The organism is Poriferisphaera corsica, from assembly GCF_007747445.1.
GTDB classification, from domain to species: Bacteria; Planctomycetota; Phycisphaerae; order Phycisphaerales; family Phycisphaeraceae; genus Poriferisphaera; species Poriferisphaera corsica.
Window position 1 is genome coordinate 3625141 of the sequence record NZ_CP036425.1, and the last position, 12850, is coordinate 3637990.

Annotated in this window: 11 protein-coding genes; 3 read left to right on the forward strand and 8 right to left on the reverse strand. The window is 51.2% G+C overall.

What is annotated here, in order from left to right; translation table 11 throughout:
• Position 1: 1 nt before the first annotated feature.
• Both KS4_RS14800 and KS4_RS14805 read right to left on the reverse strand, forming a co-directional pair.
• Complete coding sequence (locus KS4_RS14800; protein WP_200761318.1) at positions 2-1441, reverse strand: DUF1570 domain-containing protein; 1440 nt, start codon at positions 1439-1441, stop codon at positions 2-4.
• A gap of 34 nt (positions 1442-1475) precedes the next feature.
• Positions 1476-3515 carry an Hsp70 family protein gene (locus KS4_RS14805; protein ID WP_145079833.1) on the reverse strand — a complete coding sequence of 680 codons (2040 nt, stop codon included), beginning with the start codon at positions 3513-3515 and terminating at the stop codon, positions 1476-1478.
• 336 nt (positions 3516-3851) lie between these two features.
• On the opposite strand from KS4_RS14805, the gene KS4_RS14810 reads away from it, so the two are divergent.
• The gene (locus KS4_RS14810; protein ID WP_145079836.1) at positions 3852-4379 is read left to right on the forward strand and encodes a 6-pyruvoyl trahydropterin synthase family protein; all 528 of its coding nucleotides are present in this window, start codon (positions 3852-3854) and stop codon (positions 4377-4379) included.
• On the opposite strand, the gene KS4_RS17935 is transcribed toward KS4_RS14810, so the two are convergent.
• A complete protein-coding gene (locus tag KS4_RS17935) occupies positions 4376-4525 on the reverse strand; it encodes a hypothetical protein (protein ID WP_234698813.1) in 150 nt (49 codons plus the stop codon). The genes KS4_RS14810 and KS4_RS17935 overlap by 4 nt on opposite strands.
• A gap of 5 nt (positions 4526-4530) precedes the next feature.
• Positions 4531-4704, reverse strand: a complete 174-nt coding sequence (locus KS4_RS17745; protein WP_200761319.1) for a hypothetical protein — start codon at positions 4702-4704, stop codon at positions 4531-4533.
• 65 nt (positions 4705-4769) lie between these two features.
• Here KS4_RS17745 and KS4_RS14815 point away from each other — a divergent pair, with 65 nt between their 5' ends.
• On the forward strand, positions 4770-5393 hold the full coding sequence (locus KS4_RS14815; RefSeq protein WP_145079839.1) for a hypothetical protein: 624 nt from the start codon (positions 4770-4772) through the stop codon (positions 5391-5393).
• Between the two features lie 31 nt (positions 5394-5424).
• On the opposite strand, the gene KS4_RS14820 is transcribed toward KS4_RS14815, so the two are convergent.
• The gene (locus KS4_RS14820; RefSeq protein WP_145079842.1) at positions 5425-6765 is read right to left on the reverse strand and encodes a hypothetical protein; all 1341 of its coding nucleotides are present in this window, start codon (positions 6763-6765) and stop codon (positions 5425-5427) included.
• Positions 6766-7877: 1112 nt separating this feature from the next.
• Here KS4_RS14820 and KS4_RS14825 point away from each other — a divergent pair.
• Entirely contained in the window at positions 7878-9278 is a 1401-nt protein-coding gene (locus tag KS4_RS14825) for an NCS2 family permease (RefSeq protein ID WP_145079845.1), read from the forward strand.
• A 668-nt stretch (positions 9279-9946) separates the two neighbouring features.
• Here the strand turns inward: KS4_RS14825 and KS4_RS14830 are convergent.
• From KS4_RS14830 to KS4_RS14840, 3 genes are all read right to left on the reverse strand, one after another.
• The gene (locus tag KS4_RS14830; RefSeq protein WP_200761320.1) at positions 9947-10237 is read right to left on the reverse strand and encodes a PEP-CTERM sorting domain-containing protein; all 291 of its coding nucleotides are present in this window, start codon (positions 10235-10237) and stop codon (positions 9947-9949) included.
• A 436-nt stretch (positions 10238-10673) separates the two neighbouring features.
• On the reverse strand, positions 10674-11525 hold the full coding sequence (locus KS4_RS14835; protein ID WP_145079851.1) for an alpha/beta hydrolase: 852 nt from the start codon (positions 11523-11525) through the stop codon (positions 10674-10676).
• 82 nt (positions 11526-11607) lie between these two features.
• The gene (locus KS4_RS14840; protein ID WP_145079854.1) at positions 11608-12600 is read right to left on the reverse strand and encodes an alpha/beta fold hydrolase; all 993 of its coding nucleotides are present in this window, start codon (positions 12598-12600) and stop codon (positions 11608-11610) included.
• Positions 12601-12850 lie beyond the last annotated feature (250 nt).

The window sequence follows — 12850 nt, forward strand, 5'->3', positions numbered from 1 at the left end:
ATCACCGCCTGCGCCGCTCATCACGGCCTGCTACCTCAACAATCTCCTCTGCCTCCTCCACGACCGCCAAATCACCAAACCCATCCCAATCATACAACATTTCAAATCGCATCCCTTCATGATTCGCCCCCTTCGCAAACACCTTGAATCTCACCGCAGGCTCCATCTCCTTCGCGCTGATCCAAACCTCTTGATACCCCGCACCACCTTCCTGAATCTCAAACTCATACCGATACTTCTCGCCATCCTTACCTTGATACCACCACACATCTTCATCCTTCGTTGTGAATCGCTTCTCACCAATCCGATCCATCTTCACATTCATCTCAAACTTCAACCGCCTCATTTCCTCTTTCAGCACGCTCTCTCCCTGCCACAACAATCCGCCCCCAGCCCCACCTTCACCACCTCCAGTTTGGCCATGCTTCTTAAATAGTTCCCAAACCATTTCACCTAAAAACAATGTTTCCAGTTGCATCTCACCAAAATCATCAAACCCTAGCCCCATCACATAATCCACCCAGTATCTTTCCAAATCACGCATCTTCACCCCATTAAACGCCGATGCATATGCCTGCCGATGTGTACGCCCTCTACCAATCACTCTCAAATATTTTTCAAAGGCATCTCGCACCGCTTGCTTCTCATGTTGCATAAAAAAATGCACGACCAACCACGATTGAGTGTACTGATGCTTCCCACCTTGCATCTTGCTTGATACGCGAGCTCGCCTTCCCCCCACACGCTTACGCATATTCTTCGCCCACTTCTCGTTCGTCATCTTGAACAGATCATCAAGACGAATAAACGCACCTCGTTTGACCGCATCTCGCATTGACCTGACACGATCCATATCCACCACGCCTTCGACAAATCGCCCTTCAACAAACCAGCTCGTATCAAAATATTCCGCCAGCCCCTCATTCATCCATGTCGGCAAACGATCTCCCATAAACTGATGAGCCGCCTGATGAAACGCTTCATGCCTCAACACACCCATCGTCCCACTCTCCGACCACCCTTCAACCGTCACCACCAAACCATCCACGCCCCACCCCGGCACAAACATCGCACCCGCATGCCGCGCATCAATCCCCTGACGCTTCAAAAAATTCAACATATCCTGCCGCGTCGCGAACAAATACGCATTATTTCGCCCGCTTTTGCGGACATCATACCCCGCAAAAAATTCTATATAAGCTTCATAAACCTCATCTAAATGCTCAACGTATTTCTCAACCGCCTCGCGTTCCAGATTGGTGTAAACCTTGTAATGCTCACTCTCCCAGCTCGTCATATTCTGCTTTGTAATCGACCGCTGACGTTCACGCCTCCCAGTCCGCTGCCCATACAAATCTCCCCCAACACCGAACATAACCCCTAACACAAGCATAGACACAGCCGCCCACCTGATAACATCATCACAAATCATCTTGCCCATCATAAACCTCACCTGCCTCATTCAAAACTTAAGATTACTGACCGTCCAACCCCTCATCTCGAAGCGTTTTCTTGATATTCATCTCGGCAAGCCGAATTGTCGCATGATCCATCGCTGTCATCGCCTCCTGAAATTCATCCCCATTCGGCCCATCCGCATCAATATACCCTTGAACTTTCGCCATATGATCGTCTATCTCGCGCTTATACCCCTCGTCAATCTCATCCGCCACCCGCTCAAGTTGCTTCTTGATATTCCGAATATCCAACCGCGAATTCATCCGCAGATCAATCAGCCGGTGCATATTCATATCCTCCACTGCATGCTCAAAGCCTTCTTTCTCCATCAACTCCACCTCATCACGTGTCAGCCCATGATTCGGGATGATCTGGATCGACGCACGCTTACCACTCCTCACCTCCGTTGCCATCACATTGAGCACCCCATTCGCATCCACCAAAAACATCACCTCAATCTTCGGGAGCCCCGCCGGCATCGCCGGTATCCCCCTTAGCTCAAATTCACCTAAGCTCCGACAATCCTCAACCAACTCTCGCTCGCCCTGCAATACATGAATCTTCACATTCGTCTGCCCATCCACATACGTCGAGAAAATCTCTGTCGCCCGAGTCGGAATCGTCGTATTACTCGTAATCAGTTTCGCAACCGCGCCCCCCATCGTCTCAATCCCCAATCCCAACGGAATCACATCCAGCAATAACATGTCCTGCTTCACACCCATCAGCACCGCCCCCTGCACCGCCGCACCCATCGCCACCACTTCATCTGGGTTCAATGCCGTATAGCACTGCACACCAAAATATTCGCTCACCTTCTGCCGTACATACGGGATGCGCGTCGAACCACCTACCATCACCACCCGCTCTACCTCATCAGCGCTTAAACCTGCACCCTTCAGCGCCTTGCCACACGCCACGAGCGTCTTCGCCACCCACCCATCAATCATCCCCTCAAACTCATCCCGCTTCACCACCCGCTCATAAACCTGCCCTTCGCCCACCTGGACCTCAACCCGCGCCTCCATCTCATTCGACAGCCGAATCTTCATCGCCTCTGCAAAGTTACGAAACGCTTGCCGGGTGCTCGCTGGAAACTGCACCGCCTTCCCATCGAAAAACTGTTCCCGAATCTCGCCCTGCATCATCTCCACCAGCAGCCGATCCACATCATCCCCACCCAAATGCGTATCCCCCGCCGTCCCTAATACTTGATCAACACTCCCCCCCTCACCCCCACGATTCAGCTTCATAATCGAAACATCAAACGTCCCGCCCCCCAAATCATAAACCGCCACCGTCCCCCCCCTGTTCGTATCATCCCCCCCCTGTTCGTCAGACGCACCTTCCAAATCTGCCCCTGACCCGTCGCGCAAATCATCAGCTCCACTTTCACATGCTTCCGGATTCACCTTCACATTCAAGCTCACATCGCCCCCGGAAGATCCCCCCGTAGAGATTCCGCTTACAAGCGATATCCCACTGCTTTCTGATTCCTCTTCATCTTTACTGCCACCTGAAAGTCCTAACCCATACGCCAGCGCCGCCGCCGTAGGCTCATTCACGATCCGCACCACATCCAACCCCGCCAGCCGCCCCGCATCCCGCGTTGCCTGCCGCTGCGCATCATCAAAATACGCCGGCACAGTCACCACTGCCTTTTTCACAGCCTCACCCAATTCACGTTCAGCCTGTCCCTTCAACTCCCCCAAAATCATCGCACTAATCTCCTGCGGACTTACCACAGCCTTGCCTACATGCACCCGAGCCGTATCCTGAGCACCCGCCACCACCTCATAAGCCAAATACCCAAGCTCCCCCTCAATATCCTTTAACCCTCGCCCCATCAAACGTTTAGCACTATGTATCGTCCGCTCCGGATACTCCACAGCATGCCGTCGCGCCTCACCGCCGATCGCTTCAACATCACCCTCCACACTCAACCTCACAACGCTCGGCAAGCTCTCGCCCAATATCCGAGGCCCCTTCTCATCACAATAAGCCACCAACGAATTCGTCGTCCCTAAATCAATCCCAATGATCTTCTCTTTACGCACGATTCATGACTCCCATCGCAGCCGCTCAGCTTTCCCCATCGCAGCCACTGAGTTTTATTCTCAATCACTCACCTATTATAGTGAACCTTCAAACCCCCACACATCCCCATCCCCCCCGTACTCCCCCTCCTCTACCTCGCGATCACTCGCCACTCCCTCATTCACTTACCTCACCCGCTCACCCCGCAATTTGTTCCAACAACCCCACCGGTCAATCAATACGTTGTTGATTGTCTAGCTGGAAATTGGATGCTCAACAGCAATCCAACGTTCGACACGCTCTCTTACGAAACGACCCACTGGTCATCGAGCCCAGTGTAAAATTGACGCATTAAAATGTTCGAAATCACTGCACAAACCGTCTTTCACGCCTCCCACACCATCCGCCTCCCCGATGACTCCTTCGAGCCCATCCACGCCCACGACTGGGTCATCACCGCAACCATCGCATCCGAAACCCTCGACGACATCGAAACCGTCATGGATTTTCACATCCTCGAACAGTACCTCAAAGACATCACCGCCCCCTTCGATAACCAACACATCAACGACATCCCACCCTTCTCACTCCCCAAACCAGCCCGCGCAAACACCTCAGACTCAGAGTTTCCGGGGGTTCCGGGGGTTCCGGGGGTTCCGGGGGTTCCGGGGGTTCCGGGGGTTCCGGGGGTTCCGGGGGTTCCGGGGGTTCCGGGGGTTCCGGGGGTTCCGGGGGGGGCGAACCCCTCCGCCGAACGTGTCATTCAGCACATCGCCCTCGAACTCATCAAAAAACTCCCTCCCAACATCCACCTCGTCTCCGCCACAACCACTGAAGCTCCCAACTGCACCGCCACCTACCGTCCATCCCCCCCTGTTCGTTAGACGAATCTTCCAAACCCGCCACTGACCTGCAACAATCCCCCCCTGTCCATCAAACTAAAACTTCCAAAATCCGCCCCCGACTTGCAGCAATCCCATACCAATAACTCTTTCAAGCCCACGACCGCCGGTCGTGGGGTGTGCTTCAACCCCGCTATCCATTGCCTGCAACAACTTCACAGTTCGTCATATAGCCGGAATCACATCTGATCACGGGCCGCATCCCCCCACACACCAAACGCCAACCCCACCTTCTAATCATCCGCTGCATCCACATCCCCCATATCCCCCACATCCCCCCACATACATCATTCACCTCTTGACCCATCTCCCTCTCTCACCGACAATCAACCCCATAACAAAACCTCCAACCCCGCATTCCAAGGGCCAGACATGCAAACTTCCACATACAAATTCGCAAGTAAGCTCCTCCTCTTGACACTCATTCTCACCCTCTCCGCCTGCATGCTTCCGCAAAACACGAATACCAAACCGATCCCCACTTGCTCACTCTCCGCCCCCGGCATCGCCGTGTTCTCAAAACACCGCACCGATCGTCCCGGTCAATGGCTCTTCAACTCTCTCACCATCTACTACCAATCAGCAACCCCGCAAACCCTCAATAACATCGCCCTACTTACTCCTAACACCGACAAACCTATTCCTCTCGCCCACCTCACCCCACACACCCTCTTCGAGCACGCCCAAATCTCACCCGCCACCGACTACACCCTCTACCGCTTTCCTGAGCTCACCCCACCACAAGACGAGATCTACATCGCTCGCCTCCCCTACGCCAACTCATCCGACACCTATTTCTTCCTCACGACCAAAGACGAGATCCTTCTATTCAGCGCTTCGATGAATCAGACCCTCCGCAATAAAGATCTCCTTCAACTCCATGACCTGAAAACCAGCCAAGCCTACCAAATCCCCTTCACGAACAATCAAATCAAATCCCTCACTCAGCAATACAACTTCATCAAAATCCAAGCCATCAAACCAACCACCTATTAATACAAATCAAATTCTAACCCTCGATCACTCATCACACACTGAATACCGCATCCCACGTCCACTCATCTCTCACCCATGTTGGCATGCACCCCGCCTTCTCCATTGATTCAACCACACGCTGTCGACACTCACCACAAGGCGTATTTTCATACGCAAATATCATCAATCTCAACAACTTTCCATCACATCGCCCTTGCAACAAATCAACAAGATCCAAAACCTCATCATGCATATCAAACGCGTCATCAAATACGCTTAACCCTGCCACTAATTCATGCTCATCACCATCCAAAAAATTGCGTTTAAATAAGCGATAAACCCCATCCACCACATCTTCTTTCTTCCTCAACTTCGCCAACCCAATCTCACGCAACCTTTCATCTTTCACATGCCCTAATGCGTTATACGTCATCCGCCGCAACTCACGATCATCATCAGCCAACCATCCCAGAATCCGATCATCTATTTGCAGCATCTCTCGCAAGCCGAATACCGCCAAATACTTCTTTAGTTTCGCTACATCCTCCTCACCGCGCATTGCATACCTCACCATTTCCAACGCGTCCTCATCTGCCGCCTTCCCCCAGTTCGCCAGCCGTATATCTGCAATACGCTTCGCACTGCCATCATTTATCATCTTCACAATTTCCTCACCCCGCGTATCCTCCCATCGCAGCCCATTCGTACGTTCTCCACACCATCGCTCTCGTAATTGCTCAACAACATCTAAATACCGCTTAACCCCCACCTTTTCTTCTTTCACCTTATCTAATATACGATTAGCCTTGCCCTTACCAAATTTCTCGTCATACCATCTTACCACCACATCATCTTCCGACCGATCATGATCCTCAAGCAACCATTTGCCTATTGCATCACACACAAATATAAGCCCCGCCTCACCATCCATCGAAACAATCTCATCCCACCCCAAAAACCAGCCCGAATCTTCATCGTATCCAAACATCTCATACACCCACCCCTTCATCTGTTTATCCCCTCGCCCATACAAAACAACAGCGACTTCTCTTCTTCGCTTCTCATGCCACGATCGCTCAACCCAAATCTGTGGCACATCACTCAACGACAACAACCGCTCCGCCACAATATTCAGCGCGCCCGCCTTCTCAGCAATACCACACATCCATTCTGTCCGCCCCTCCTCAACCTGCGGCCAATAACTAAAATCAAACAAACACCCCGTCACAATCATCTCTGTCAGATCATTCCCATCACAATCCACCGCCCCATGCTTCTCAACATGTAATCTCACCCGCCCAAGCCCCTTCCGCATCCCATCCCAAAACGAATCCCGACTCAGCGGCAACTCATACTGTTGCTCATCCCAACACACATGCTCAAATACACTCATTCTTTACCCTCAAACATCATCCAAAAAATCTATCGTTATCAACACACCTCCCATTCTACAAATCACGTCCTCATCTCCCACTACAATCTTTCTTCGCAATTAAACATTCATTAGCCAAAGCAACCTCTTCCCCATCAATCCACACCATATCACACTCGACCTCCTATACACATCACGCTTCTAAATGAAAACTACTTGTCCAGCTTCCCACCCTATCTCATGGTTAGTTGATTCATCTCAGTCACAATTATTCACATCCCTACTATTCTTCGCACTCATCATCTACTTCCCCTGCCAACGTCACCTCCATTCCTAAATCCGAAAACGATTCCACATTCAAACAATGAAATCAGCATGTTTGCTAACCTTCGAACCTTCCACTCCACCACCACTCCACTCCACCAATACACTTACCATCAACCGCCCAATCAACAAGCTATCAACCAAATTGAAATTGAGTCACACCCACTTCGCAGTTCACCAAAATCGTGTTCATGCGCACAATCTTTTTTTGACGCGCGCATTTGTGCGCAAATTCACTCGTGGATTACCTGTGTTTTTAACCATTCTTCACCTCAAACGCGCCAAACCTCGCCCCTTTCTCTTCAGAATTGACGATTTCAGGCCAATTTCTCGCTGTTTCTAAAATTTCATATAACCCGTTCTTGAAACTTAGGTTGCATCAAAAATAACACCCAAACGATGCTTCTGTGCGCGCCAAGACGCTTTATTTTTTCTGTCCGTCTTCCGAACAGATCGTGCGCACGCAGATGTCCGAACACGCTCTTTTCTGTGCGCTCATGACAGATCATTCGCTCCTAAAAAACAACCTCAAAACATCCGCCAGCTGCCACCTATCAATCACTTCATCGCATGGATTTCATCTCATTGCCATCTACCACCCATTTGGTCTTTTTTTATTTCCTCACCCAAACAAGCTATGCTAACGTCATCTCCCCCCCCATCCCCCCTCATCCCCCCCGCATCTCCTCCATCTTCGCTTCCTCCGTGTAACCGCACTTGACTCACTGCTCAGATAATCCAATCAATCACACCATCGACCAAACGTCTACATTCTGTCCCCCGCAACCCTCCTAAGTCATTAAACAAAAATGCTTAACAAAATTTTTCAATTGCAGGACAACAACACCAATGTCCGCACCGAAGTACTCGCAGGCATCACCACCTTCCTCACCATGGCCTATATCATCTTCGTTCAGGCCAACCTCATGTCCTCCTCCGGCATCGAAAGCGGAGCCGCCATCATGGCCACATGCCTCGCCTCCGCTTTCGCCACCCTCCTCATGGGACTCTGGGCCAAATACCCCATCGCACTTGCACCCGGCATGGGCGTAAATGCTTATTTTGCCTACACTTTGATTCCTGCACTCCAGGAAGAGGGCTACGCCGCCCCCTGGCAGGTCGGTCTCGGTGTTGTCTTCGTTGCCGGCCTCGCCTTCATCCTACTCACAGCCGTCGGCATCCGTGAAACTATCATGAATGCCATCTCACGCTCCATGAAAAACGCCATCGCCGTCGGCATCGGCCTCTTCATCGCCTTCATCGGCCTCAAAAATGCAACCGTAATTGCCCCGCACGCAGCTACTTACATCACGCTCACTGATAACCTTCTCAACCCCGACCTCGCGGTCTTCCTTGTCGGCCTCTTTGTCGCCGCCGCGTGTCACGATCGTAAAATCAAAGGCAGCATCCTTTTAGGTATCCTCGCGTCCTTCATCACCGCCATTGCCCTAAAGAATATCCTACCCATGACCGCTTGGGCGGAGAGTGATTTCGTCACCAATTCCGCACTCATGCAGCAGTTCACACTCACCCACGTCACTGAAAACGGCATCCTCGAAACCCCACCCAGTATCATGCCCACATTGCTGCAAATGGATATAGCCGCAGTCTTTAGCACATTCGTCTTCCCCTTTGTCATCATCTTTCTGTTCATCGACATGTTCGACACCATGGGCACCCTGATCGGCGTCTCCGAGCAGGCAGGCTTCGTCAAAGATGGCAAAATCCCACGCGTCGGCAAAGCCATGGGCGCAGACGCCCTCGGCACCACCGTCGGGGCGACGTTAGGTACTTCAACCGTAACGGCTTACATCGAATCCGCTGCGGGTGTCGAACAAGGCGGCCGCACAGGATTAACCGCAGTCGTCGTCGCCATCGGCTTCCTTTTAGCCATCTTCTTCACCCCGGTCATCCAGATCATCGCCTCTTACCCATCCATCACCGCCCCTGCCCTGGTCATCGTCGGGGCAATGATGATCCGTAACGTTGTTCGCATTGACTGGGACGACTACTCCGAATCCATCCCAGCCTTCCTCATCATCGTCGGCATCCCGTTCTCATTCTCGATCGGCGACGGCATGGCGATCGGATTCATTGCCTACCCAATCATCAAAGTCCTTTCAGGCAAACGGAAAGATCTGAACTTCACAAGTGTTGTGCTGGCAATCGCATTGCTTGGCTACTTCATCTTCTTAAGAGCAGAATTCTAATCATTGATTAGAAGGCAATATTCATTCTCACTGAATCTGCAAATGCGGCGTATCGTGCTTCAACTAGGAAATAGGGGAAATAGAAAACCATAACGCATAGGCATTTCTCAGGATGAGGTATGTGCGAATGCGGTGATATGGTCGAAGGATCGAGGAAGCTGAAGAAATGGGGAAAATGCCCGTTCGTTATAGCAGAAATGAACGAAAAGTATGAATAGGAGCGTTGAAAAGGGGTATGCGTGGGAGATGGTGAGCGTAGGATGGGCGGATGATTGACTGGGTATGAGATGGGTAAGACAAAGGGAACGAGAGAAAGCAAGGTGAGGGGGATATGGGTACTTTTAGACTGAAGTTAAAAGAAACGTTTGCTCGCTGTATCGTGAAGGCTGGTAACGATATACTAAGTGTGTAGATTAACGATTCGTGGCTTTGGCTGCGGATCGTTTTTTTATTTCAATACGGCTGCCCGACTCGCCTATCAACCCAGATCATCTGCTTCTTGAGATGATGTCTTGCTACTGCACACCAAAACATCATGGCAAAAAAACAAGCATCAGGACAGCGATAGTCATGCTGAGATTCTTAGAATATAGCAAGTAAGAATCTAGACTGACGCGTGAAAGCAAGCGAATGTCGACAGGAAAGAAATACGATGGAAAGAGTGGGACTTAGTGATTGTCTTTACGGCGTCGCGCGATGGCGAGGGTACCAAGAAGAATGAGAATGAGAGAGCCGGGCTCGGGAACGAATGTACGGTTGCTGCTGGCGGTCGGTGCGGGGGGATCGACAGCGGGATCGATGAGATGCGGATTGATGGGGTATTGAGCGTGATCGAACTCCACAGTCTCTGAGGGGAGCTGGCTGATCTGCGAAATATTCACATTGTCTGGCTGCGCGTAGAGATACGCGCTAATGAGTAGACACAGGGCAATAGGCAGGATGAGTCGTAAACGGGACATCTTTCTCCTCACGGCAAACATACGCAAACCGTTCGCGAACCGACAGCAAAGCTGCGGCGGAACAACACTGGCCATTAATTCAATGAGAGAATGGACTCAACCCATGGCGGCCGGCAAAACATGGCCGGGTAAAGAAGGGGGTTCCTTCTCTCTCCTCTTGGGAGAAAAGATAGCATTGGATCAGGTGATCAACAATCGGTTTAATCTGAAATTGACGTATTTACCGTATTTAAGCAAAAAGTTGACTTAGGCTTATCAGAAAACGCTGGCGAACTGTTTGGATTATAACGATTAAATGAGTTGTATCAGCAATCAATACAGCGGATGAATAGATTACTAAACAGTTTATATGTTTAGTCGGCGAGTACTGAGGCTGCCAAGACAGGCAACTATTGGCTGATGTTGTCTATGGAAAATCAAAGACTCGTGTTACTGTTTATCTCGCTGGAACAGGAGATGATGGAAATGTGGTGTATGCTGGCTCACTACGAAGATTGCGAAGGATGTCAGCGATGATGCGAGGGTCTTGGTCGGCAAGGAAGTGTCCGCCACCCATGAGAGATCGGCCGACCCAATGGGTGGGGATATCGTTGGGTGCGGTATTTTGCTCGCCGACGATGAGGTCGTCGAGACGAGCGTAAGCGCGAAGATTAAACCGACTATTCGATGAATAGTCTTTGTCGAGTGCGATAAGAAAGTCACTATTAACTTTCATATCACGAGCGTTGGGATCGAAGGAACCGAGCCAAGCGAGGGCTGCACCTTGATGAGGTGTGCAGATGGTGTAGAGGTTTTTGATATTCAGACGTTTACGCGAGGAGGTTGGGGTTGAGCCAAAGTTGGTTGTTGTGTTTGGCGCCCATTGCGGAGGGATGGCTGCGTAACGGGCGATGAGCCCTCCCATGGAATAAGCAACAACGTCGACTTCGACGGTTTGATTGGGATCATCGGAGGGGATTTGAGATTCGAGTTGCTGGATCAGTTTGTTGGCTGATTCGTTGAAGGAGGACGAGCCAAAGAAAGCAATGGCGATAATGGGGGTCTCGGTGATGGCGGGTTTAATGAGATTATTGAGGCCTTCGGAGGAGAAACCGGGGTCCATCCAGCCGCCAAGGATGATGAGTGGGCGAGGGATAGGTTTAGGTGAGGCGGCCATGAGATCTAACTCATGCTTAGCTTTCTTCACGGTGAGCGGAAAGGAAGGATTGGTTCTACCTTTGGCGCAACCACCTAGAGCGATGAGACAAGTTGAGAGGATGCCCATCCACGAACTGATGAAGCGATTCATAATAGACTCCGAGAGTAGACAGGCTATGGGTCTTGCTGGGAGTCATTATAACTGATTGATGATGTGTAACGGTGGTTATAGATTATCCGCCGGAGTTTGTTGGAGACGTTGCTGGGGAAATTGAGTTGGATGGCGCAGGTGATGCGTTGTATTCAGCGATCACGGGCGAAGGTTGCGAATCCGTATCTGTATTCTTTACAAGTACGGTTGTCGGCTGAACCTGAGGAACATCTGTTTCCCATGGGAATGGTGCGGGCTTGCCGAGTGCGAGCGGGGGTTCGGATCGGAGACGGCGCGCGATGTCGGCAAGGAAACGGCGATCGGTACCGGAGTTGCCGTGTGCAGTTTGGAATGGGCGGTTGTCGACCCACCAGAGATCAACACCGTCGGGGGCGGCGTTTTCTTCGCCGACGATCAGGTCTTGAAGCCTCGTGTATGCGGTGGTGTTGTAGCGATGGTTCTCTTTAAAATCGCGGTTGAGTCTTACGATAAAATCTGAGCCGGGCATCATGGCGCGGGCGGATGGGTCCCACCAGGCAGTCCATGCGAGTTCGGCTCCCTTGTGAGGGGTGCTGATGGTGTAGAGGTTTTTAATGTTGAGGCGTTTACGGAATTTCTTTTCACCGGTTTCCGAAACGGGGATAGCGGCGTAGCGAGCGACAAGGCCGCCCATTGAGAAACCAATGACGTCGACTTCTACTGTTTGATTAGGGTCATCGGAAGGAAAGGCTTCATCGACTTCACGTACGGCTTTGCGAGCGGACTCGTCAAAGCCACCTGTGCCAAGGAAGTTGACTGCAATGACACGAGTGTCGCCGGTGGCGAGTTGCATACGTTTTGAGATTGAGGTTGGCACGAAGCCGGGATCACCCCAACCCCCCAGCACGACGACAGGACGATTGAGTAAGACGGGATCTTCAGACATTTGCGTGAGTTCGACTTTTGCGTCGTCGTATGAGGTCGAGAATGATGGGTTTACACGGCTACTGAAACCACACCCGGATGATGTGATGATAAATAGAAGTGTTAAAGCGGCGAACAGGCCGCGACCGTTGATGGGTCGTGGTTTGGTCATATGAGATCCTATGTTCACCGTGCGTCATTAGCTTCTAGACGTTGCATCTAGGTGGGGGGTGTGAGTTCCTTATCAGATTGGGGAAGATCCATCTCTTGAACGTTCACGAGGTTATCGATCGCGTTTAGAGGTCGGAGGAGTACATTCAAACACTGATTTGATGCTCCTACAGCCTAGCATCCTGCTATGAATAACCGCGTTTTTTGCTCTATCGGAGTGGAACTAAAGATTTGATCGGCTGAAAAGAGGG

Coding starts and splice junctions, on each gene's coding strand:
- KS4_RS14800 (WP_200761318.1), bottom strand. CDS start 1,441: ATGGGCAAGATGATTTGTGATGATGTTATCAGGTGGGCGGCTGTGTCT.
- KS4_RS14810 (WP_145079836.1), top strand. CDS start 3,852: ATGTTCGAAATCACTGCACAAACCGTCTTTCACGCCTCCCACACCATC.
- KS4_RS17745 (WP_200761319.1), bottom strand. CDS start 4,704: ATGGGTCAAGAGGTGAATGATGTATGTGGGGGGATGTGGGGGATATGG.
- KS4_RS14815 (WP_145079839.1), top strand. CDS start 4,770: ATGCAAACTTCCACATACAAATTCGCAAGTAAGCTCCTCCTCTTGACA.
- KS4_RS14820 (WP_145079842.1), bottom strand. CDS start 6,765: ATGAGTGTATTTGAGCATGTGTGTTGGGATGAGCAACAGTATGAGTTG.
- KS4_RS14825 (WP_145079845.1), top strand. CDS start 7,878: ATGCTTAACAAAATTTTTCAATTGCAGGACAACAACACCAATGTCCGC.
- KS4_RS14830 (WP_200761320.1), bottom strand. CDS start 10,237: ATGTCCCGTTTACGACTCATCCTGCCTATTGCCCTGTGTCTACTCATT.
- KS4_RS14835 (WP_145079851.1), bottom strand. CDS start 11,525: ATGAATCGCTTCATCAGTTCGTGGATGGGCATCCTCTCAACTTGTCTC.
- KS4_RS14840 (WP_145079854.1), bottom strand. CDS start 12,600: ATGACCAAACCACGACCCATCAACGGTCGCGGCCTGTTCGCCGCTTTA.